Source organism: Streptococcus suis (genome assembly GCF_019856455.1).
Classification (GTDB): Bacteria; Bacillota; Bacilli; order Lactobacillales; family Streptococcaceae; genus Streptococcus; species Streptococcus suis_AE.
Map to the genome: position 1 here is coordinate 2,009,855 of NZ_CP082205.1, position 22,078 is coordinate 2,031,932.

Annotated in this window: 20 protein-coding genes and 1 pseudogene; 8 read left to right on the forward strand and 13 right to left on the reverse strand. The window is 40.4% G+C overall.

Going from position 1 to position 22,078, the window contains the following annotated elements:
* Positions 1–14: 14 nt before the first annotated feature.
* Positions 15–554: a DUF1273 domain-containing protein gene (locus K6969_RS09670; protein ID WP_004195215.1), complete on the reverse strand. Its 540-nt coding sequence runs from the start codon at positions 552–554 to the stop codon at positions 15–17.
* A 65-nt stretch (positions 555–619) separates the two neighbouring features.
* On the opposite strand from K6969_RS09670, the gene recU reads away from it, so the two are divergent.
* The 3 genes from recU to rsmG are packed head-to-tail and all read left to right on the forward strand — an operon-like array spanning position 620 to position 4,164.
* Positions 620–1,237, forward strand: a complete 618-nt coding sequence (recU, locus tag K6969_RS09675; RefSeq protein ID WP_321537399.1) for a Holliday junction resolvase RecU — start codon at positions 620–622, stop codon at positions 1,235–1,237.
* Positions 1,218–3,392 carry a penicillin-binding protein PBP1A gene (gene pbp1a, locus K6969_RS09680; protein ID WP_216661470.1) on the forward strand — a complete coding sequence of 725 codons (2,175 nt, stop codon included), beginning with the start codon at positions 1,218–1,220 and terminating at the stop codon, positions 3,390–3,392. The genes recU and pbp1a overlap by 20 nt, the downstream gene beginning before the upstream one ends.
* 58 nt (positions 3,393–3,450) lie before the next feature.
* Positions 3,451–4,164: a 16S rRNA (guanine(527)-N(7))-methyltransferase RsmG gene (gene rsmG / locus K6969_RS09685; protein WP_171943018.1), complete on the forward strand. Its 714-nt coding sequence runs from the start codon at positions 3,451–3,453 to the stop codon at positions 4,162–4,164.
* A gap of 358 nt (positions 4,165–4,522) precedes the next feature.
* Here the strand turns inward: rsmG and K6969_RS09690 are convergent, their stop codons facing one another.
* A complete protein-coding gene (locus K6969_RS09690) occupies positions 4,523–4,726 on the reverse strand; it encodes a cold-shock protein (protein WP_014637517.1) in 204 nt (67 codons plus the stop codon).
* A 237-nt stretch (positions 4,727–4,963) separates the two neighbouring features.
* Between K6969_RS09690 and K6969_RS09695 the strand changes: the two are divergent.
* A pseudogene (locus K6969_RS09695) lies at positions 4,964–5,822 on the forward strand (IS630 family transposase); the annotation flags it as partial.
* Between the two features lie 168 nt (positions 5,823–5,990).
* On the opposite strand, the gene K6969_RS09700 reads toward K6969_RS09695, so the two are convergent.
* The 6 genes from K6969_RS09700 to K6969_RS09725 form a co-directional block, all read right to left on the reverse strand.
* Complete coding sequence (locus K6969_RS09700) at positions 5,991–6,824, reverse strand: energy-coupling factor transporter transmembrane component T family protein (RefSeq protein WP_171943200.1); 834 nt, start codon at positions 6,822–6,824, stop codon at positions 5,991–5,993.
* Positions 6,821–8,494 (reverse strand): ABC transporter ATP-binding protein, encoded by a 1,674-nt coding sequence (locus K6969_RS09705; protein ID WP_171943199.1) that lies wholly within the window; start codon positions 8,492–8,494, stop codon positions 6,821–6,823. The genes K6969_RS09700 and K6969_RS09705 overlap by 4 nt, the downstream gene beginning before the upstream one ends.
* Before the next feature lie 211 nt (positions 8,495–8,705).
* Complete coding sequence (locus tag K6969_RS09710) at positions 8,706–8,951, reverse strand: hypothetical protein (protein WP_253911845.1); 246 nt, start codon at positions 8,949–8,951, stop codon at positions 8,706–8,708.
* A gap of 230 nt (positions 8,952–9,181) precedes the next feature.
* On the reverse strand, positions 9,182–10,165 hold the full coding sequence (locus K6969_RS09715) for a rhodanese-related sulfurtransferase (RefSeq protein WP_171943198.1): 984 nt from the start codon (positions 10,163–10,165) through the stop codon (positions 9,182–9,184).
* A gap of 645 nt (positions 10,166–10,810) precedes the next feature.
* Positions 10,811–12,013: an IS110 family transposase gene (locus K6969_RS09720; RefSeq protein WP_321537499.1), complete on the reverse strand. Its 1,203-nt coding sequence runs from the start codon at positions 12,011–12,013 to the stop codon at positions 10,811–10,813.
* A gap of 298 nt (positions 12,014–12,311) precedes the next feature.
* A complete protein-coding gene (locus K6969_RS09725; protein ID WP_171943197.1) occupies positions 12,312–13,232 on the reverse strand; it encodes a hypothetical protein in 921 nt (306 codons plus the stop codon).
* Between the two features lie 123 nt (positions 13,233–13,355).
* Here K6969_RS09725 and K6969_RS09730 point away from each other — a divergent pair, with 123 nt between their 5' ends.
* Positions 13,356–14,252, forward strand: coding sequence for an IS982 family transposase (locus K6969_RS09730; protein ID WP_153309468.1), 897 nt, complete (start codon positions 13,356–13,358; stop codon positions 14,250–14,252).
* A gap of 93 nt (positions 14,253–14,345) precedes the next feature.
* Here K6969_RS09730 and K6969_RS09735 read toward each other — a convergent pair whose 3' ends face one another.
* From K6969_RS09735 to K6969_RS09745, 3 genes are all read right to left on the reverse strand, one after another.
* A complete protein-coding gene (locus K6969_RS09735) occupies positions 14,346–14,894 on the reverse strand; it encodes an ECF-type riboflavin transporter substrate-binding protein (RefSeq protein ID WP_029174116.1) in 549 nt (182 codons plus the stop codon).
* A gap of 20 nt (positions 14,895–14,914) precedes the next feature.
* On the reverse strand, positions 14,915–15,763 hold the full coding sequence (locus tag K6969_RS09740) for an S-adenosyl-l-methionine hydroxide adenosyltransferase family protein (protein ID WP_004195242.1): 849 nt from the start codon (positions 15,761–15,763) through the stop codon (positions 14,915–14,917).
* 472 nt (positions 15,764–16,235) lie between these two features.
* Positions 16,236–16,952, reverse strand: coding sequence for a YebC/PmpR family DNA-binding transcriptional regulator (locus K6969_RS09745; protein ID WP_004194195.1), 717 nt, complete (start codon positions 16,950–16,952; stop codon positions 16,236–16,238).
* A 160-nt stretch (positions 16,953–17,112) separates the two neighbouring features.
* Here K6969_RS09745 and K6969_RS09750 point away from each other — a divergent pair, with 160 nt between their 5' ends.
* Both K6969_RS09750 and K6969_RS09755 read left to right on the forward strand, forming a co-directional pair.
* Positions 17,113–17,424, forward strand: a complete 312-nt coding sequence (locus K6969_RS09750; protein WP_171943071.1) for a PadR family transcriptional regulator — start codon at positions 17,113–17,115, stop codon at positions 17,422–17,424.
* 10 nt (positions 17,425–17,434) lie between these two features.
* Entirely contained in the window at positions 17,435–18,061 is a 627-nt protein-coding gene (locus K6969_RS09755) for a DUF2812 domain-containing protein (RefSeq protein WP_024379995.1), read from the forward strand.
* Positions 18,062–18,131: 70 nt separating this feature from the next.
* Here the strand turns inward: K6969_RS09755 and K6969_RS09760 are convergent, their stop codons facing one another.
* Both K6969_RS09760 and K6969_RS09765 read right to left on the reverse strand, forming a co-directional pair.
* Positions 18,132–20,300 carry a PTS transporter subunit IIBC gene (locus K6969_RS09760; RefSeq protein WP_171943070.1) on the reverse strand — a complete coding sequence of 723 codons (2,169 nt, stop codon included), beginning with the start codon at positions 20,298–20,300 and terminating at the stop codon, positions 18,132–18,134.
* 36 nt (positions 20,301–20,336) lie between these two features.
* Positions 20,337–21,128: an endonuclease/exonuclease/phosphatase family protein gene (locus K6969_RS09765; protein ID WP_029174120.1), complete on the reverse strand. Its 792-nt coding sequence runs from the start codon at positions 21,126–21,128 to the stop codon at positions 20,337–20,339.
* Between the two features lie 195 nt (positions 21,129–21,323).
* On the opposite strand from K6969_RS09765, the gene K6969_RS09770 reads away from it, so the two are divergent.
* Positions 21,324–22,031 (forward strand): UTRA domain-containing protein, encoded by a 708-nt coding sequence (locus tag K6969_RS09770; RefSeq protein ID WP_029174121.1) that lies wholly within the window; start codon positions 21,324–21,326, stop codon positions 22,029–22,031.
* Positions 22,032–22,078 lie beyond the last annotated feature (47 nt).

Below are 22,078 nucleotides of genomic sequence, written 5' to 3' on the forward strand. Positions count from 1 at the left end.
AAAATCAAGTCAAATCACTCAGAATTTGAAAAATTTTCAGCCTCCTCATTCAATTCTTCAAAGGTAAGCGTTTTTCTATTATATCCTTCTTTCTTTAAGACCATGTGATATAAATATTTCAAATTGGTTTCATTTTCAGAATCGTAAAATAAATAACAACCTGCCGTATTATCCAGTAAAAACTGGTTATAGTCTCTAAATTGCCCTGGGTTTTCATAGCGTGGATAAGCATACTTTACAAAATCAACCTGCTTAAACCGTGCTAACTTTGCTTGGTTAGCCTCATTCCACTGTTCGCCATGATTTTCAAATGGAAATATTGTTGCAATACTCAGTTGATACCCCTCGGCTCGTAAATCTTCTAAGACTTCTAAGGACCAGTATTCAAAACCCAATTGACCTGTCAGTATAAACCAACTAACACCCTCTTCTAAAAAACGAATAAAATTCCTACGAATTGCAGATTTAATAATGTGCAGTCGAGGATCTTTTTCTGAAAAAATTCCCAGGTCTGTATGTCTATAACCTGTTACCAAAAGGCTCTTAGTATCCATTTCTTGTACTCTTTTCGCTAATTATGGTATAATATGCTGATATTATTTTATCAAGAAGGAGTTCTATGGTCAATTATCCTCATAAGGTGTCAAAAAAAATCAATAGAACCAGTCCTATTTCATCCCAGCGAGTAAACTTTGCTAATCGCGGAATGTCTTTTGAGGCCGCTATCAACGATAGCAATCAATATTACCTTGCGCACGATATTGCTGTCATTAACAAGAAGCCAACTCCCGTGCAAATTGTAAAAGTTGATTACCCCAAACGGAGCCGTGCTAAGATTGTCGAAGCATACTTTCGACAGGCATCTACCACAGACTACTCTGGTGTTTTTAAAAGACATTATATTGATTTTGAAGCGAAAGAGACACGCCAAAAAGCATCCATGCCCATGAAAAATTTTCATGCGCATCAGATCGAACACATGAAACAGGTTGTTAAACAAGGTGGCATTTGTTTTGTCCTTCTTCACTTTTCAACATTAAAAGAAACCTATCTCTTGCCAGCCACTCATTTGATCGAATTTTATCAAGTAGACATGGGTAGTAAGTCGATGCCTCTAACCTTTATTCGACAATACGGCTTTGAGATTCAAATGGGGCGTTTCCCCAGCATCCCATATCTGGAAATCGTTGAAAAAAATCTATTAGGTGGTGAATCTTTTGAAAACTACAACAATTAAAAAAGCTCTTCTAATCACTGCAAATATTTTACTGGCGGGGGCTATCATTGCCTGCCTGGCCGGAGCTGCATTGGTTGTTTACTACATCCAAAGCGCTCCAGAATTGACAGAAGAATCTTTGACAGCAACTGTGTCAAGTAAAATTTACGATAAGAACGGAAATCTTATTGCAGATTTAGGAGCAGAAAAACGTTCGAGTGCCAAGACTGAAGAAATTCCAACAGACTTGGTAAATGCGATTGTCGCAATCGAAGACCAACGCTTCTTCAATCATAGAGGGGTTGACGTTATTCGTATTGCGGGTTCCCTGATTAATAACTTGAGCGGAGGACGTTTGCAGGGTGGCTCGACACTTGACCAACAGCTTATCAAGCTGACTTATTTCTCGACATCCGTAGAAGATCAAAATCTAAAACGGAAAATTCAAGAGGCTTGGCTGGCTACTCAATTGGAACGCCGCAATACCAAACAAGAGATTTTGACCTACTACATCAACAAGGTGTATATGTCAAATGGTAATTACGGTATGAAGACTGCTGCTCTTGCTTTTTATGGAAAAGAGTTAAAAGATTTGACTCTTCCTCAATTAGCTCTTTTAGCAGGAATGCCCCAAGCGCCAAACCAATATGATCCTTATACCAATCCAGAAGATGCAAAAGAACGTCGCGATTTGGTATTGGCTGAGATGCTGGAAGAAAAGTACATTGATAATACCCAGTATGAACAAGCTGTTCTAACACCTGTAACAGATGGTTTGCAACCACTATCTACTGCAGCTGCTTATCCTGCTTATATGGACAACTATCTGAAACAAGTCGTTGAAGAAGTTGAAGCAAAAACAGGTTACAACTTGCTGACAACAGGGATGGATGTCTATACGAACGTCGATCCTGCCGCCCAGCAGCAACTTTGGAATATCTACAATACAGATATGTATGTCAGCTATCCAGATGATTTATTACAGGTAGCTTCAACGGTTGTGGATGTTTCTAATGGTAAAGTCGTTGCGCAATTAGGTGGTCGTAAACAGGAGACAAACGTCTCGTTTGGTACCAACCAAGCCGTTGAAACCAACCGCGACTTTGGTTCTACAATGAAGCCAATCACAGACTATGCTCCTGCTTTTGAAAACGGCATTTATACATCTACAGCAGATTTAATCTTAGACGGTCCTTATAACTATCCTGGTACAACAACTCCTGTCAATAACTGGGATAAACAATACTATGGCAATATCTCTGTTAAGACTGCTATTCAGTATTCTCGAAATGTTACAGCCGTTAAAGCATTGGAAGCTACAGGCTTAGAAAATGCCTTGAAATTTTTGAATAGCGTTGGTATCGCTTACCCTGATATTCATTACTCTAATGCTATTTCAAGTAATACATCCGATACTAGCAGTAAGTATGGAGCAAGTAGTGAAAAAATGGCTGCTGCCTACGCTGCTTTTGCCAATGGTGGTACTTACTACGCTCCACAGTATGTCAATAAAATTGTCTTTAGTGATGGAACAGTAACAGAATATGCTCCTAAAGGGACCAAAGTCATGTCTGCCGAAACAGCCTACATGATGACCGATATGATGAAGGCTGTTATGTCTTACGGTTATGGATTAAACGCTTCTGTTAGTGGAGTTCCTATGGCAGGTAAAACAGGTACATCAAACTATACCGATAGCGAAACAGATACTATTCTAGCTTCAATTCCAGAAGCAAATTATAGCTACATGGTCGTTCCTGATGAAAACTTCGTTGGATATTCTAGTCAGTATGCAATGGCTGTTTGGACCGGATACACCAATCGTATGACTCCTATCCTTGATAACAGCATGCGAATTGCAACAGATGTCTACCACAATATGATGCTCTTTATGCATTCGGACTATACAGCTACCGATTGGGAGATGCCAAGCGGACTCGTACGTTACGGTTCCAACTACTATCTCAGAGGTAGTCGCTCACTATCCAATGCTTATAACACGTACACTAGCTCTAGTACAAGTTCTTCTAGTTCGACTGAAACTAGTGAAACGACCGAAGCGACGACAACATCAAGCGAAACATCATCTGGAACTTCCACCGAGACTGCAACTTCTTCAACTGAAACTGCAACAACAGGAAACAATCCTGCGACGGGACAGACAGATGGTCAATAAGAAAATTCCCAGACTCTTCTGGGTTTTTCTTTTGCTTAAATTATGATAAGATAAGATTATGAAACCTGAAGTATTTTATAAAACCTTGGCAGACCAAGGTATTCAATTAACCGACCAACAAAAACACCAATTTCATCGCTATTTCCAACTATTAGTGGAATGGAATGAAAAAATCAATCTGACAGCTATTACCGAGGAAAGCGAAGTCTATCTAAAGCATTTCTACGATTCTATCGCTCCAATCCTGCGAGGCCATGTTCAGAACGAAGCTCTTCGGCTTTTAGATATTGGAGCTGGAGCTGGATTTCCTAGCCTACCTATGAAGATCATCTTTCCGCAACTAGATGTTACCATCATTGATTCTCTTAATAAACGAATTAACTTTTTACATTTGCTTGCCAAAGAACTAGAGCTCGAAGGTGTTCATTTCTATCATGGTCGTGCAGAAGACTTTGCACAAGATAAGAACTTCCGTGCACAATTTGACCTTGTCACAGCACGCGCAGTTGCCCGCATGCAGATTCTTTCTGAATTGACTATTCCTTATTTGAAGCTCAACGGAAAATTAATCGCACTCAAGGCGTCCAGCGCAGAAGATGAATTGACCCAGGCAAAAAACGCACTCAATCTCCTCTTCGCAAAAGTCATCGAAAACCACGACTATACTCTTCCAAATGGCGACCCTCGAACATTGACCATCGTCGAAAAGAAAAAGGAAACTCCAAATAAGTTTCCACGCAAAGCTGGTATGCCAAATAAAAGACCCCTTTAAACATAAGAAAAGAGGCTGGGCAAAAAGCTCAACCTCGCTTCTCAGGGTTCGTGTCAACATCTCAGCGCAGTGGTTGATTGGCTTTAACAGTCCAGTGGACTGTTAAAGGTTGGAGATAGGATTTGCGAAGCAAATCTCAGCAATTCGTGTTTTACACTCCAAATCTGACCATTACGACTGTTGCGAACAAAGTTCGCTTCATCTCCAACCTCCAAAGGTTCCCCGAACCTTTGGAGCTATGCGGGGGTGGGAGTGAAACAGTCTGGGGATAGACTGTTTCAGCTCAACAACTTAAAACGAAAAATTGTTGACGAACTCTTTTTTTGACCAGTCGAGTTCTTTCCCGCTCCCTCTTTTATTATCCAATTTTTGTAATATTGGTTGCTTGAAGACCACGTTGGCCTTGCTCCACTTCAAATGTCACTTTCTGACCATCTTCCAAAGATTTGAAACCATCTGATTGAATTTCAGAAAAGTGTGCAAATACATCTGGACCGTTTTCTTGAGCAATAAAACCAAATCCCTTTTCTGCATTAAACCATTTAACTGTACCTTGTACCATTTGTGTTACCTCTTTTTATTTATACTGTTCAAAAAACAAAAACTAACGTATAATAGATTTATGAAACTTACTATCGAACAAACAAACGAATTAAAAACTTATTTGAAAGATAAAACCTATTCCCCATTTCATAGACGACTTCAAGTAATCCTGTTCAGAGCCGAAGGTCTCAGTTATAGAGAAATCACTAACCTTATCGGCTATTCAAAGTATACAATCTGGTCCTTACAAGGCAAGTATGAGCTTGGTGGGATTTCAGCTCTAGTAAGAGAAACGCGAGGTGGACGGAACCGTCAATATTTAACCCTTCAAGAAGAGGAAGCATTTCTAAAAGAACAGTTAACAGCTTCACTAAATGGCGAATTTGTGACCATAAACTCTCTCTACGAAACTTATCAGAAACGGGTTGGACACCCTACGACCAAGGAAGGATTCTATGCCCTTCTGAAACGCCATGGTTGGCGCAAAGTGACGCCAAGACCAGAACACCCTAAAAAAGCAGACGCCGAAACGATTCTAGCGTCTAAAAATAAAATCTTCATTCACGAAAATAGGAAAGCGCTTCAAGAATAGTCGTCGCTATCATAAAGTCAGACTAATGTATCAAGATGAGGCGGGTTTCGGTCGGATTAGTAAAATTGGAAAGGCCTGGGCACCAAAAGGGGTGAGACCGCATGTACATAGCCACTATATTCGTGAGTATCGCTATTGCTATGGTGCTATTGATGCCCATACAGGAGAGTCCTTCTTCATTATCGCTGGGGGTTGCAATACAGATTGGATGAATGTTTTTCTCAAACAACTATCTGAAGCTTATCCTGACGATTATATTTTATTAGTGATGGACAATGCCGTTTGGCATAAATCAAGTACCTTAGAGAAACCACATAATATTGGTTTTGAGTTTATTCCTCCCTATACTCCTGAAATGAATCCAATTGAACAAGTTTGGGCTGAGATTCGAAAGAGAGGGTTTAAGAATAAAGCTTTTAAAACACTAGATGATGTGATAAACAAGCTTCAAGAAGTGATACGAGAGTTAGATTGGTCTATTTTAAAACCAATTGTTAGTAGACGATGGTTAAAAAACACTTGATTGGTTTGATTTTGATTTTTGTTGAGTATTATTTGTAAAACTTATCAAGAGGAAAAACAAAAGATGAAACTGATACTTAAACTCTAAATTTATTTACATTCCCTACTGTAACAGTATATTTCCTATATGTCAACGATAAAGGGTTGATAAGTCCAATAAACTCAATAATCATCGCCACGGATTATAGAATCGACCCTGATTAACAAAAAATAGATAGATTGTCACGACTACTAGAGCAAGAATAAATAGCAAGACAGCGTAATCTATTCTTTGTAGAGGCTGTTGGGTATACCATGTTCTTTTTTTATTTTTTCCAAAACGTCGCAATTCCATAGCCGTTGAAATCGTATCAATCCTCTCCAAGAAGCTGAAAATCAGAGGAATGACAAGGGATAGATTCCCTTTTATACGATCCATCAATTTTCCTTTCTTGGACAATTCCAAACCACGCGCTTCTTGAGACATTCGAATCGTATAAAACTCTTCTTGAATATCTGGAATATAACGCATGGTCAAACTTACTGCGTAAGCAACTTTGTAGGATACCCCAATTTGATTCAAGCTGGAAGCAAACTGACTAGGATGAGTGGTCATGAGAAAGATAATCGCTAAAGGAACTGTACAAAAATACTTCAAGAGAAGATTCACCAGATAAAATGCTTGCTGACTCGTCAAGGAATAAACTCCCAGACCTGATAGCAAGGGAGTGTCTGCTCCGTAAAGTTCCACTCCATACCGTGGTGCAAACAAGTGAACCATCAGAGCATTAATTGCAGCAAAAATGATCGTCAGAATTAAAACAAGAGAGATTTCTTTATAACGAATCCCTGACATTTTGAACAAGGCTAGAGAAAATACTGCGATAAAAAGAATCAAGCGGGTATCATAAGTAATCATAGCAAGAATGGAAACTATGAGAAAAAAGAGTAATTTACTGACAGCCGATAAACTATGAATCAAGCCAGTTCCTGGATGGTAACCAATTAGTTTTTGTTGACTCATCTTCCTCTCCTTTCTTCCTGCATATAAAACGTCGTTAATTCTAAGGGATTAACTCCCAACCTCTCTGCCAAGTGAAAAATTGATGTTTCTTTTAAATTGGCTCGCTCAATCACCGTATCATCAGATAAAATTTCTGCTGGACTGGCATCTTCAATAATCTGCCCATCCACCACAACAACAGCTCTATCTGAATAATCTAGCATGAGTTGCATATCATGGGTAATCATGACAATGGTGTGCCCTTGAGCATTTAATTGATCCAAAAACTCCATCATTTCCCGATAATGTCGTTGATCTTGTCCTGCTGTTGGCTCATCTAGCAAAATAATTTCTGGATTGAGAACCAAGATAGATGCTATCGTTACCCGTTTTTTCTGCCCATACGAAAGTGCCGAAATCGGCCAATTACGAAACGGATACAGGCCACATACTTTCAAGATATGGTGAACTCGGTGTTCAATTTCTTCTTCTGTCACCCCTCGCATGCGCAAACCAAGGGCAACCTCATCAAAGATCATCGTTTGGCTAATCATTTGGTTGGGATTCTGAAGAACATAACCAATCCGTTCTGCTCGCTCTTTGACAGAATCTTCTTTGATCGACTGCCCCTTCCAGAGAATCTCACCCTCACCCTGAATAAAACCACAAAGCACCTTGGCTAAAGTAGATTTCCCAGCACCATTTTTTCCAACAATAGCTAGACGTTCCCCCTTATGAATCGTCAGTTGGATGTCTGTAAGAACTTGTTTGTTAGGATAGGAAAAATGAAGATGCTTGACTTCTAACAAAGCCTCTTTCTCTCCATTTTCAAAGTGTAGAGTCGGTAGGGATGCTATATTCAAAGCCTCAATATCAATTTCCCAAACTGAGGAGAGGCGTTCTGCCTGCGCAATCGGATATCCTAAGGCGCGAAGAGTCGATAGATATAAGGGTTCACGGATGCCGTTTTCCTGTAACAATGAGGTACGTAATAAATCATCCTGTCCTCCATTGAACAAAATCCGACCGTCATTAATCAATACAACTCGGTCCACCTGACGATACAGTACGTCCTCTAAACGGTGTTCGATAATAATGGTTGTGGTCCCTTCTTGCTTGTGCAGACGGTCAATCAAATCAATCGTATCTTGGCCCGATTTGGGGTCTAAATTAGCAAGTGGCTCATCAAACAACAAAATAGGACTCTCATCAATAAGAACTCCGCCCAGACTGACTCGTTGCTTTTGACCTCCAGATAAATCTTGTGGTCGATGTGCCAGCCAATCGGTCAAAGACAGTCTTTCTGCCCAATCTCCTACTTTTTGCTTCATCACCACCTGGCTTTCCATGTCGTTTTCCAAAGCAAAAGCTAGGTCCTCGGCAACTGATAAGCCAATGAATTGACCATCTGTATCTTGAAGAACCGTTGATACGAGCAAGGACTTATCATAAATTGAAAGATTAAAAGCTTCCTGACCATCCAATAGTAAACTTCCGCTATGTTCTCCCTTGTAAATATTGGGAATAATACCATTAAGACATTGTCCAATCGTCGACTTTCCTGAACCAGATGGACCAATAATCAGAACTTTCTCTCCCTGATAAATCGTTAACTGAATATCTTTTAAAGTGGGTTCCTGTTGCGCTTGGTATCTAAATGTAAAATCTTTAAACTCAATGATTTTTTTCATAGGACTATTATAGCGTAAATTGACTCTGAAAAAAAGGAAGAATCATCAGTTTCTCCCATTTCAAATAAGTTCATCTATGATTCTAGAGCAGATGAATTCTACCTTCTTGCCTCACAATCGCATTAAAATGATACCATCAAGGTCCGTAAAACTTGCTCCATAAAAGCCACGAGCATCTGTCGGGCGTTCTGCAATTTGCCCACCATTTACTTCAACACGATCGATAATTTTTATCCACTTCTTCCTTACTCGCCACATTAAGTGAAATCAAGACTTCATTGCCACTCGCTACTACCTGAAATGGTACGCGTTGAGCAAAGCTATCTGCCTGCATCAAAATCAAGTTGCCACCCTCAGGCAAAGTCGCAGACTTAATATGTCCAAACGTCGCAACTGCAAAGCTGATTGCTTCATAAAACCGACCAGCTATCCAAAGTCTGCTACTGCTAATACTCAATGAAAATCAAAAGTAACCTAGGAAACGAAGCGAAGATAGAACTGAAGTTCATCAAGGCAAGGTGACAACGGATAATGTTGATTTTCGAAGGGGATAAGTTCATCCAAAATAACTTCATCTCCTTCTCTTTTCTAATTGATAGGCTTCGTATAGAATGGACTGAAGAAAATAGCAAGCATTCTGATTACACAAAAACATTGCATTGATTTCTCAATGCAATGTTGATTATATTAGGCATTTGTCGGAGCCAAAGTTTCCCCAATCGCTTCCAAGCGTTTTGCCCATTCTTGACGAGTCAAACCGTTTTCAGAGATGTAACGGTTGCGCTCATGAGCACGGCATTCAGCTGAACAGCCACGAACATACTTGTACTCATTCTCTTCTGATGTCAAAATACGACGGTTACAGAATGGATTGCCACAGTTGACATAGCGCTCACATGGTGTGCCATCGAACCAGTCCTTACCAACGACAACTGGGTCTACATGGTTAACATCGACCGCGATACGCTCGTCAAAGACATACATCTTCCCATCCCACAATTCGCCACGAACTTCTGGGTCTTTACCATAGGTTGCGATACCACCGTGGAGCTGGCCGACATCCTTGTAGCCTTCACGAACCATCCAGCCTGAGAATTTTTCACAGCGAACACCACCAGTACAGTAAACAACTACGCGCTTGTCCATGAATTTCTCTTTGTTATCACGGACCCATTGTGGCAACTCACGGAAGTTGCGGATGTCTGGACGGATTGCACCACGGAAGTGACCAAGGTCATACTCGTAGTCATTACGTGTATCCAAAACAACTGTATCTTCGTCCAAGAGAGCTTCTTTGAACTCTTTTGGTGACAAGTAGGCACCTGTTGTTACAAGTGGGTCAATATCGTTGTCAAAGTCGTTGTCTTCCAAACCAAGGTGAACAATTTCTTTTTTATAACGAACAAACATTTTCTTGAAAGCTTGCTCATTTTCTTCATCAATCTTAAACCACAAATCGCTGAACAATGGGTTTGCATGAACGTAGTCCATGTACTTTTGAGTTGTTTCATAGTCACCAGAAACAGTACCGTTGATACCTTCGTCGGCAATCAAGATACGGCCTTTTAGTCCGATAGACTTACAGAAAGCTAGATGCTCAGCAGCATATTCTTTGGCATTTTCAATTGGAACATACTTGTAATAGAGTAGAACGCGAATATCTTTTGACATAGTGTCTCCTTTTCAATCTTTGCAATAGATGATAAAACTCTGTCATTTCTAATAAATGATACCTTACGATTATATCGTTTAGCCCCTCAAAAGACAAAAATCTGAACTGAAAATTTAGAACCTGTATTCGCAGGTTCAGTGCTTATGTGTAAAAAATGAGGCTGGGCAAAAAGACCAACCTCGCTTCTCAGGGTTCGTGTCAACATCTCAGCGCAGTGGTTGATTGGGTTTAACAGTCCAGTGGACTGTTAAAGGTTGGAGATAGGATTTGCGAAGCAAATCTCAGCAATTCGTGTTTTACACTCCAAATCTGACCTATACGACTGATGCGAACAGAGTTCGCTTCATCTCCAACCTCAAACTGTCCCCCAGACAGTTTGAGCTGTGCGGGGCGGGAGTGAAACAGTCTGGGGATAGACTGTTTCAGCTCAACAACTAGAAATAAAGACTTGTTGACGAACTCTTTTTTCTACCATTTGTCAAGCCTATCAAGGTATTTGATGAAAAATATGTTAAGTTCAATAGTCAAAATAAGGAAATTGTTTTCTTTTGGACTAAAGTTTCGTGTAAAAAAGAGTACACGAAATGAACACCTTATGTTGAAAATTTTTGATAAGGTGTTACAATAATATAGCATAAACAATCTTACCGATTTTGGGTTGAAGCGTAATCGTAAAGTTTGTTATGCATAATGAGGTAATACATTGTCCGAATGAGACGATGTATGGAGGCAATCGTGTGTGGCTTCGTAGAAGTCGTTTGCGATTGTCTTTTTCGTTTCTCATAAAAGTCTGCGATATGGCAAGGATTGGTATGACTGGCTGAAGCGATATTGTGGATACATTTGAACAGAATCTTTCTAGCGTAGGGATTGCCACGCTTGGTAATGTGTTCCTTAGCGAGGAAGTTGCCAGATTCATAGTGTCTCAGATCAATACCGATAAAGGCATTGATTTGATTGGCAGACTGAAAACGGCGAATATCTCCCAGTTCACCAATAATACTTGTTGCAGTAGTCTCAGCTATTCCAGGAATAGAGAGCAGAATGTCATATTCAGGTAATGGCTGAGCTAGTTCCACCATTTGGTCTAGAACAGTTTGTCTCTGTTCAGAAAGTCTAAGCAATTCTTTTGCATAGTAACGAACCTCTTCCAGCATTGGAGAGGTTTTCTTGACGGCACAATAAGATTGATTAGCTAGTGCTATCAGCTTCTCAGCTAAATACGCCACACGCTTGTCCGAAATACGTTTTGAGGTGGACTGACGAATGCTCTCTAAGAGTTTGTCCTTGCTTAAATCAAGCACGAAGTCCTTGCAAGGAAACGCAGTAACTAAGTTCCAGTATTGTTCCCCAGTTGGCTTTGATAAGACAGTCTCTATCTCTGGAAACGTGACTTGCAAGACCTTGTGCAGACGGTTTTTAGCTCGAACGATGTCCTCAGTTAAGTTCTGATAGAAGCGACTTAAATCTCGCAGTTCTTGATAGACTTCTTCTTGGACATAAGTGGGTTTACGATTCAGCACAAATTGAGATTGAGCCAGTTTTTCGGCGTCAATTTGATCTGTTTTCCGCACACGCAAGCTATCCAGTTGCTTCTTAGCTTCTAAGGGATTAAGCCGTGTATAAGCGTAGCCATGTTCATCCAGAAAAGCTTGGAGACGACGAGAATAGACACCTGTTGCTTCAAAGATGATTTCTGGCTTATGGACGGTTTTCAAATCGCCAAGTAGCCGAGCAAAGCCGATGGCGTCATTGGACATGGTATAGCCATGAACTTTCTCACCATTGACTAGAATGGCCACTTCTGAACTTGCCTTACTCACATCAATCCCAAAAACTGCACGCATGATATTACCTCTTTGTCTTGAATGATTCCTTGTTTTAGTGATGTCATTTTCAATACTCGACGTCTGGCGTCCCACATACTTTGATAACATTCTTTCTAAAACAGGTGTCTTGCCAGTTTTTGATGCGACGTCTAGCGTCAAAAGAGTTCTCGACTTAACAAGACACCTCTACTTTATCATAAAGAAAAAGTAGTGACTACTCTCTCCCGTCGGAGATTTCCTCACTACTAATCTTAGTATGTTTTTGACCAGTCGAGTTCTTTCCCGCTCCCATTTATTGAAGGTTCGCTATAACTTCTTAGTCGTCTAATTCTGTTTTCAGTTGTCGGAGTTTTTCCAAGGTATCATGTCCAATCAGTTGGTTCACTTTTCGCTTATGGCGTCTAGCAATATTTTCCTTCCATTTATCTTCAATAGGATTATGTGGCTTCTCGGCTTTCCTTTGCTCTTTGATTTCTCTTGCCTCCTGCCACTCCACTCCTTTAATAACTTCTTCCCAATAGCTGGCAATGGCAGAGCAGAGATAGAGTTGGACCTTATTCAACCAGTGTCCAAAAAAAGTTTGCGGAGCACTTTCCTCCACTAGCCGATAGGTCCTTTGGATTTCAATAAGTTGACTTTGGTATTTTTCCCACTGGAGCATAGCTTTACTCGGCTTTTTTCGATAAAGTTGACGCTGTTTGATTAGAGCTATATACGGTGCAACAAAACGACTCGTCCGTATCTTGATAAAATTTCTGGAGGAGCGAATGGCCACCAGCATGCCTGAGGCCAATAAGCGTTCAACCTCCCTTGCCTGATTATCTGGAAAACGGTAATGGACTTGCCACCCCTCTTCTTCAACCACTAAGCGAATCTGCATTCTACCATTTTGCCAACTCGCCTCCACCTCTTGCTTTTCATCCCATAACTTTTGAAAAAAGAGAAGAAGGTAGTAGCTTTGCTTACTAAGTTCATACCAACTGTTCGTATGGTAAAGGTAGGTCCGAATCGCTCCTTTCATATAAAATTCGCCATGGAAATCATAAAAAGTTGGCTGTTTGTATGTAGATTGTGATGGGTGGTTACTAACTCGGAAAACCTTATAATAATAACTATTCCAAAGAATGCAGCCATAAATTGATTTCGTCGTTTTCGATTGATAAAGACTTAAAACTTCCTCGTCAGGATTGAGTATAGAATGAATAATCGGTCCCAACTTTTCTTCTGTCCAGACCATACTTCTCCCCTTGAACACATGTTTTTGTTTGTTTTATATTACCCGTTGTGCTAATTAATTCTAGCCAAATAAAAAAACTTTGCGTATCATAAACTCAAAACAACCACGAAATGAGGGAATGATATGCAAAGCCAATATTATTATCTCGCAAATCCCAATCAAACACAAGTTATTTTTTCAAAAATCTTGACTCAAGTTCTCGCTTTATATGAGCGATTTGTTCCCTATGAGGTTCGAAATCGGCGAAATATCCACCTACAAAAACAGTCTGATGTCGTTGTTATCGCTAGTTATCTTTGGGCAATTCAAGAGGGTTGCAGGACGGCAAGTGCTATTTCCCGTGCGATTCGTCATAATCTCTTCCCTGACAACTTCCCTTGCCGTATCTGTCAAAATCTTGCTCAAAGTATTCAGCGTATGCGCTATTTTATGGTCTTAGATCTTTGTCAAACCTGCTCGTTCGGCTTGATTGACAGCTTTCCTTGTGCCCTATGTCACCCCATTCGCAACATGAGAGCTACATTGTTATCAGAGGTGGCAGATATTGGCTATAATGCGACTAAGAAAATCCATTATTATGGCTTGAAATTTTCAGTTCTTGTCAGCGATAGTGGGTTTCCTATTGATTATGTTGTCACACCCGCATCTATTTATGATGGCGATGTTGCTTTGGAGCTACTTGAAAATAGCCCATTTCCAATCGTTTATGGAGATAAAGGATATGTGGATAGACAGATAAAGGCAGCGTTAGCAGACTGTGGCATCCAGTTAATTTCTCAACTCAGAAAAAACATGGTGGGTTATTCATGGCTAGAAAATTACAAAATAAGTCGATTGAGAAAACCAGTGGAGACTGTATTTTCTAGTTTAGAGCAGTTTGGAATGGAGGCTTTACGTTGCCGAAGCATTCAGGCGCTCAAATTTAAGACAGAGGCAATATTACTTATCTATTCTCTTTTGCTTAAAAGCAGTCATACTGAATTCGGTATCAGTTTAAAATATTCCCTTGCTTACGCTTGATTAACTAGCACAACGGGTTTTATATTATTATATCATATTTGTATTTTTTGGTATTGAAAAAACCCTAGAATTTTTTCTAGGGAAAATAAAAACTTAATCTTTAGACAAACTACCTGTCTTCGTTTGAGATTTTGCATAAACAGCCAAAAGGAGTGTCCCTGCAATAGCAACTGTAATACTATTTGCAATACCTGCCACAAGTCCCTGTGCAAAGACCTTATTCGCCGCCTCACTATAGATAAGAATATCTAAAACTGGGGCAATGACTCCCCAAGCAATGAGGTTAGCTACTGCTTGAAAAATATTGAAAGCAAAAATATCTTTTCCTTCAAAAATCCCTTCCTCAACACGAAGACGATTTCTAGCAAAACCTAACACCAAGCCGAAAACTGCTGAGGCTAGAACCCATGACCACCAAGGCGACCCACCTCGCAGTGCGTCTATAAAGGCATGACCAATAAGCCCTACAAAGAAACCAACAATTGGTCCAAAAACAATTGACAAGAGCGACTGAACTGCATACTGCAATTGAATGTAGGTATTCGGTACAAAGGTAGGAATGCTAATCAGCAAGCCAATGACAACAAAGAGGGCAGCACCGATACCGGTAGCTACGACAGTTTTGATAGAATTATTTTTCATAACTATCTCCTAAAATTTCTTTAATTACTAATACGTTTGATTTCAATATGCCAGTTTTGACCTACACCGACATTATAAGCCTTGGCAAATGAGCCCTGATTAATCGCAACACCTACACGATAGAGGGAATTGATATAGATCAATGGTTGTCCGATACGTACATCCGCAAAGGACTTGCCATAGGTTACTTGGTTTTGATACACAAGCATGTCATTATTGTATATGGTCACTTCAAAGCGATCTTCAAACTGCGGTTGCAAGGTGTAAAATTCTTCCCTCGTAATCGAGGTCCAAAGCGAGCCGAATCGAACATCCAGAATATCAATTGCACCTTTTACATAGTCCGAACCAACTTCCGTTGGGACTGTTGGAATTTCCACAATCTCATCCACACTTAATTCTGGACCAACTTCTTCAAAGCTAATGTGTCCAGAAGCCAATTTAGCTCCCGTATAGGCATAAACATCTCGACCATGGAAGGTGTACGAATGTTCTGTATTGGCACGGCGATTAGCCACCTCTGAAATTTCTCGAACCGCCTTTATCCCCACATATTTTTTGATGAAGGATAGCGTTCCATTATCTGGCGTTACAATGTAGTGATTTTGTTCGGTCAAAGCTACTACACTCTTACGTTTTGAACCAACTCCCGGATCAACAACCGAAACAAATGTTGTCCCCTCCGGCCAGTATTCGACTGTCTGAAAAAGACGATAAGAGCCTTCAAAAATGTTGTAGGGTGTAATATCGTGGGTGAGGTTGTGAACAACTAGGTCACGCGACTCCTGAAGAGCCACACCAATCATAGCTGATACAGCTCCATCCACTAATCCAAAATCTGATTGTAATACTAATAAATTATTCGACATAGCTCCTCCTAAAAATAATACCACTCTATCATATCAGAAAAGCTAGATGCTTTCAAATAGCTATTTCCTAAACAATGCTATAGTTTCGCCTTATAGCTAAATTATTTTAGAACAACTTATTTACATCTTCAATCTGAACATTTTACAGTTGGTTATCATTTGGCAATCTGGCACAAAAAAATTTCCCAACGTCCGTTCTAATTTCCAATCCAGACTTCGAACTTTGATATTTATACAAAGAAAACTGCCTACCGGCAGTTCCAATCTTCAACTTTTTAAGCCAAAAATTGTCCTTATGGACAGCTGAAAATAAAGAAAACCAGCTACTCATTTCCAACCTTTAGGACATCCCACCTACAATGAGAACCGTCTACCGACGATTTCAATTTCCAGCCTTCTAATAAAATTGGCAGTTCCTCGGAATTTCTAACCTTTTAATATAAAAAAAGTGCTACTAGCACTTTTTTTTATATTAAAACCCATCTACATTTGTGTAAATTTTTTGGACGTCTTCGTCGTCTTCGAGGGCATCGTAGAGTTTTTCAAATGTTGCGAGGTCATCGCCTTCAAGTGATACTTCTGATTGTGGAATCATTTCAAGTTCAGTGACGTTGAACTCTTGGATTCCTGATTCTTTAAGTGCCACGATTGCCTTGTGCAAATCAGTTGGTGCTGTATAAACAGTGATTGTGCCGTCTTCTGCTTCTACGTCATCCACTTCGACATCTGCTTCAAGGAGCAATTCGAAGATGGCATCTGCATCATCACCAGCAAAGACAACCACACCTTTTTTATCAAACATGAATGATACAGAACCAGATGCACCCATGTTACCGCCGTTTTTACCAAAAGCAGAGCGCACGTTAGCTGCCGTACGGTTTACATTTGATGTCAAGGTATCAACAATAATCATAGAACCGTTTGGTCCAAAGCCTTCGTAACGACCTTCTACGAAAGTTTCGTCTGTGTTTCCTTTTGCCTTGTCAATGGCCTTGTCAATGATGTGTTTTGGAACCTGCGCTTGCTTAGCACGGTCGATAACAAATTTCAGCGCTGAGTTTGTTTCTGGATCTGGGTCACCCTTTTTCGCTGCTACATAGATTTCAACACCAAATTTGGCGTAAACTTTTGAGTTAGCACCGTCTTTTGCGGTTTTCTTGGCTACAATATTGGCCCATTTACGTCCCATGGGGAACCTCCTACATTTTATAAAATCGCTTTATTATACCATAAATGGCAAGGATTGAGAAGATTTTAAAAATCTTCTTTACTATACAGTTGACATGTATAGTTTTCCGATATATAATATATAGTACAACTGTACATTTGAACTACATAGGAGAAGCCAAATGAAAAGGAACAAGCACCTCCCCTTAACGGAGACAACCTACTATATTCTATTAGCCCTCTTGGAACCTGCCCATGGCTACCATATCATGCAAAAAGTAGAGGATATGAGTGATGGTGATGTGAAAATCGCTGCAGGAACCATGTATGGAGCGATTGAGAATCTTTTGAAACTAAAATGGATTTGTTCCGTTCCAAGTTCCGATAAAAGAAGAAAAGTCTATCAAGTAACAGCAACGGGACAAGAGATTATTAAACTGGAAACACAGCGTATTCAAAAACTACATCACATTGCCAAAGAATTAGTTTTTTAAGGAGGAAGCCATGATAAGACACAAATTATTCACCAGTTTACAAGAGGAAGAACATTGGATCAATTCGATTCAATCCGAAGGTTATCAGCTTGTCAAAGTAACTCCGTGGACAGCAGCCTATCATTTTGAAAAATGTAGTCGCCCCCCTCATCCCGTACGCCTTGATTTTCATGAACATATTGCAAAAGGAGAATATTCAAATTACCTCTCTCTATTTGAAGACTGTGGTTGGCAACCTATACAAGGTAGTCGTAGATGTGGCATCCATTATTTTCAACAAACAATCGAAGCTTCAAGCACAGAAATTTTTTCTGATACCGAATCGAAAAAAGCATTCTATTCACGCTACCAAAATTATGCCTACTCCTATTTCGGATTATTTCTGACTTTATTTTTTATCCATTACCAAGTTGGACTCCAAAATGGATACACACTTTGGAATCCTAAATCCTGGTACCTAACTCCAGGACTATGGGAACGAACTGGTACCAGTTTTTGGTTTGGTTTTCTCTTTGAAACCCCATTCGCATTGTTTAGAAGTGGCATTATTCCCTTATTTTTCCTTGCTTGGTCTATTTATTTCCTCCATATCGCTGAAAAAGGTAAAAAAGAAGCGAAGAAATTAGAAAAATACTGATGGCATACTATCCAAAAGAAAAAGATTGAAAAGAGTTGACTGCAATCATCTTTTCAATCTTTTTTACTTTTTACAACTCAACTGTCACAACTTGACTATCTTTGCTTACTTGCCCAAGATTTCCAAGGCTGACAGATTTGATTTCAGCAGTGTTTGTGAAGGCAACAACGATGGTTGTTTCACGTCCTGCTGAGCGAATGGCTTCAAGGTCTGCGACAAGGAGCAAATCCCCTGCTTCAACACGTTGACCATCTGTTACCTTGGTTGAGAATGGAGCACCGTTTAGCGCAACTGTATCTAGGCCGACGTGCACCAAGACTTCTACACCCTTGTCAGACAAAATACCGACAGCGTGTTTGGTTGGGAAGACACTGGTTACGATACCTGAAACTGGTGCGTAAACATTGCCGGAGCTAGGCTCAACTGCATAACCGTCGCCCATCATTTTTTGTGAGAAAACTGGATCTTTCACTTCTGTGATGGCAATGGCTTGACCTTCAGCAACAGCATAAACTGCCTCGGTCACACCCTTGAATTGTGCTTCCTCAACTACTGTTTCAGTCGCAACAATTTCCGTACGAGGAATAGCTACGCCAGATTCTAGCAAGTCTTGAATGTCTGATTTGAGAACATCTGCTTTTGGTCCGTAGACTGCTTGAACACCTGAGTCTTTGATAATCAAGCCCATAGCACCAGCCTGTTTCCAAGCATTTTCATCTCCAACCTGTGCCACATCTTTAACACTAACGCGAAGACGGGTCATACAAGCATCCACATCTGCGATATTATCACGACCACCAAGCAAGTTGATGATTTGAACCACTTGTGAATTGGCATCCGCAGTATCTACGTTTGAGTTTGAAACCACATCCGTTGTTTCTGTATCATAGTTGCCATTGCGTCCAGCTGTTGCTAGGTTGAATTTCTTAATCATAAAGTTGGCAATGAAGTACATACCAACCGCAAAGAGGGCTGTTACCCAGATAAAGTTAATAACATCCATACCGATACCAGCTTTGATCGCCATCGGTGTACGTGTAAGGAATTCAATATTACCAAACGAGTGCATACGCAAGTTGACAATGTCAGCCATGGCAAAAGCCGCACCTTGTACAAAAGCATAAACGACATAGAGTGGCATTGCTGCAAACATGAACATAAACTCAATTGGTTCTGTTACACCTGTCAAGAAAACGGCTGCAGCAGATGAAAGGAACATACCACGGTATTTTTTCTTCTTATCCGGGTCAACATTGCGGTACATAGCAAGGGTCAAGCCCATGAGAATACCAGAGGAACCAATCATTTGACCTACTTTAAAGCGAGCAGGCGTTACATTGGCAAGAAGGTCATTGTACTGAGCCATATCACCAGCATCCTTGAGGTTAATCAAGTCTGTAATCCAAGCCAACCAGAGCGGATCTTGACCAAATACTTGTGTACCTGCTTGAGCACCTGTCAAGATGTCATAGGTACCACCAAGCGATGTGTAGTTCATTGGAATGGTCAACATGTGATGAAGACCAAATGGAAGAAGCAAACGTTCCAAGGTACCATAAACAAAAGGAGCTACAATAGGAGCGGTGTCTTGTGATGTTGCAATCCATTTACCAAAACTGTTAATACCAGTTTGTACAAGAGGCCAGAAGATTGCCAAACCAAGCGCTACAAGAACAGAACGATAGATGACTACAAACGGCACAAAGCGTTTGCCGTTAAAGAAGGTCAAAACATCAGGTAATTTGCGATAGTTGTAATATTTGTTGTAAGCAGTCGCACCAACAAAACCAGCAATAATCCCTACAAAGACACCCATGTTCAAAGCAGGTTGACCCAAGATATTGACGAAGTAGCCTGAAACTGGAATCTCTGTTCCAAATACAGTGGTTACGGTTGCCGCTGCATCTGCAAGCATGTCAGTCGTCACGCCAAAGAAGTGACCTGTTATCAAGTTAATCAAGATAAAAGCAAGACCTGCTGAGAAGGCACCTCCAGCTTTTTCCTTAGCCCAGCTACCACCGATAGCCAAGGCAAAGAGCAAGTGAAGGTTTCCGATAATCCCCCAACCGATTTGGGCAATGATATTCCCAATACGAATGAGCAATTCTGATTCAGGACTGATTAGTGGAATCGAGTTTCCGATAGAAACCATGAGACCTGCCGCCGGCATAACGGCAATCACGACCATCAAACATTTACCGAATTTTTGCCAAAATTCAAAACTAAGAAATTTTTTCATGTGTTTCTCCTAAATTTTTTCTTGGTCAGTTGACCTTTAAATACTAATGTTAACTTCCACACCAAAGTGGTCTGAAATAATGGGACGATTCTCTCCATTGAAAATCACACGACTGGATTGAACCTGTCTTTTCTGATTTAAGAACACATAGTCCAGACGTTTTTCCTGACTATGCCCTGCCCATCCGTCAATGGCTTTTTCAACAGTGATACCTGCATCCTTTTTCTCTGCCAAATCATAACTATCATAAAGTCCAAGGTCCCTGATAGCTTGGTAGGCTTTGGGATTTGACAGGGCATCCGTATTGAAATCTCCCATTAGAATTTTCAAGCGGTCCGAACTTGTCCGTTCCACAATCGAGCGAATATTCTCCAACTGATTTTCTTCTTTACTGTCAGGAAGGTTGATATGACAAGAATAAATGTCGATCAATTCCTTCTCATACAAGACCGTCAAACCAATGATTTTTCTAGACAAGATTGATGCCAAATCTTTGTTCTGACTGCAGTAGAAGGCATCCACTTCATAGACAGGTAGTTTGGTCAAGAAGGCAATTCCTTCATCGTACCTATCGTAACCGATATGAGAATTGGACCAGAAATAAGAATAGTCTGCCACTCCAAGCTCTCTCAGTTTCTCAAGCAGGACCAGACCATAATTGTCTTGCCGTAAGTCCTTGGTCACCAGAGGACTTGTCATCAACTGGTTGACTTCCTGAAGAGCAATCACATCGTATTGCTTTTGGGCAATGGTCTGAGCAAGTATGTCCAATTTTTGAACTTGATTTTCTTCCAACCAGGCATGGACGTTGACTGTTAGTAATTTCATAGGTCTCCTTTCTATTTACTTCGTAAAACGTATTCAACTTGTAGCCTTATTATAACGTAAACGTTTTCAATTGTCAATGGTTTTACGGAATAATTTTATTGGTTTTCCGTAAAAGTTGTCTAGACTTAGAATACTGACCTTTGGCATTTTTTATGATATACTAGCGGTAAATAGCAAGCTAGGAAGTTACCCCCAATGAGTAAATACAAAAAAGTCTATGCTGACATCAAGGAAAAAATTGAACAAAATATCTGGCAGGCCAATCAAGAGATGCCTACAGAAAATGAACTGATGGAGATTTATTCCTATTCCAAGGACACCATCCGCAAGGCCCTATCGTTATTAGAAATGGATGGTTATATCCAAAAACGTCAAGGGAGAAATTCCATTATTTTGGACCATAACCTGGTCAGAAAACCATTTGTGTCCGAATTGAAGACCGTCAGTGAACTCAACCGCTCTGCCCACCATCAAGTCCAGACCGAATTGACCAACCTCTATATTGTCCAAGGTCAGCCAGAGGTCATGAAGGAATTGGAAGTGGATGAAAAAACGGATCTCTACCGTGTCAGCCGCGTTCGGACTATCGACGGTGAGCGATTAGAGTATGAGATTTCCTACTTTGACCGCAGGATTGTTCCCTATCTCAGCAAGGAAATCGCTGAAAAATCGATTTATCAGTATTTGGAAAACGACCTTGGCTTAGAAATTTCCCATTCCCGCCGAGAAATTTCCTTCCGCTTTGCGACGGAAGAAGAAAAATCCTTGCTTGATCTGGCAGGCTATGATATGGTGGTCTCCGTCACCAGTACCACCTATCTGGCAGACGGCCGTCCCTTCCAGTACGGCACCATCACCTACCGACCAGATAAGGTTACCTTTGTTTCAATGGCCAAACGATAAAAACTAAACATACTAAAAAAGAATGTTCCCACTCGGAAACATTCTTT

Excerpts from the sequence above, each read along its gene's own strand:
- K6969_RS09705 (WP_171943199.1), bottom strand. The coding sequence starts at position 8,494 with ATGAAAAAAATCATTGAGTTTAAAGATTTTACATTTAGATACCAAGCG.
- K6969_RS09700 (WP_171943200.1), bottom strand. The coding sequence starts at position 6,824 with ATGAGTCAACAAAAACTAATTGGTTACCATCCAGGAACTGGCTTGATT.
- K6969_RS09670 (WP_004195215.1), bottom strand. The coding sequence starts at position 554 with ATGGATACTAAGAGCCTTTTGGTAACAGGTTATAGACATACAGACCTG.
- K6969_RS09750 (WP_171943071.1), top strand. The coding sequence starts at position 17,113 with ATGAAAAGGAACAAGCACCTCCCCTTAACGGAGACAACCTACTATATT.
- K6969_RS09730 (WP_153309468.1), top strand. The coding sequence starts at position 13,356 with ATGCAAAGCCAATATTATTATCTCGCAAATCCCAATCAAACACAAGTT.
- recU (WP_321537399.1), top strand. The coding sequence starts at position 620 with ATGGTCAATTATCCTCATAAGGTGTCAAAAAAAATCAATAGAACCAGT.
- K6969_RS09735 (WP_029174116.1), bottom strand. The coding sequence starts at position 14,894 with ATGAAAAATAATTCTATCAAAACTGTCGTAGCTACCGGTATCGGTGCT.
- K6969_RS09755 (WP_024379995.1), top strand. The coding sequence starts at position 17,435 with ATGATAAGACACAAATTATTCACCAGTTTACAAGAGGAAGAACATTGG.
- rsmG (WP_171943018.1), top strand. The coding sequence starts at position 3,451 with ATGAAACCTGAAGTATTTTATAAAACCTTGGCAGACCAAGGTATTCAA.
- K6969_RS09720 (WP_321537499.1), bottom strand. The coding sequence starts at position 12,013 with ATGCGTGCAGTTTTTGGGATTGATGTGAGTAAGGCAAGTTCAGAAGTG.
- K6969_RS09760 (WP_171943070.1), bottom strand. The coding sequence starts at position 20,300 with ATGAAAAAATTTCTTAGTTTTGAATTTTGGCAAAAATTCGGTAAATGT.
- K6969_RS09690 (WP_014637517.1), bottom strand. The coding sequence starts at position 4,726 with ATGGTACAAGGTACAGTTAAATGGTTTAATGCAGAAAAGGGATTTGGT.
- K6969_RS09745 (WP_004194195.1), bottom strand. The coding sequence starts at position 16,952 with ATGGGACGTAAATGGGCCAATATTGTAGCCAAGAAAACCGCAAAAGAC.
- K6969_RS09765 (WP_029174120.1), bottom strand. The coding sequence starts at position 21,128 with ATGAAATTACTAACAGTCAACGTCCATGCCTGGTTGGAAGAAAATCAA.
- K6969_RS09715 (WP_171943198.1), bottom strand. The coding sequence starts at position 10,165 with ATGTCAAAAGATATTCGCGTTCTACTCTATTACAAGTATGTTCCAATT.
- K6969_RS09725 (WP_171943197.1), bottom strand. The coding sequence starts at position 13,232 with ATGGTCTGGACAGAAGAAAAGTTGGGACCGATTATTCATTCTATACTC.
- K6969_RS09740 (WP_004195242.1), bottom strand. The coding sequence starts at position 15,763 with ATGTCGAATAATTTATTAGTATTACAATCAGATTTTGGATTAGTGGAT.
- K6969_RS09770 (WP_029174121.1), top strand. The coding sequence starts at position 21,324 with ATGAGTAAATACAAAAAAGTCTATGCTGACATCAAGGAAAAAATTGAA.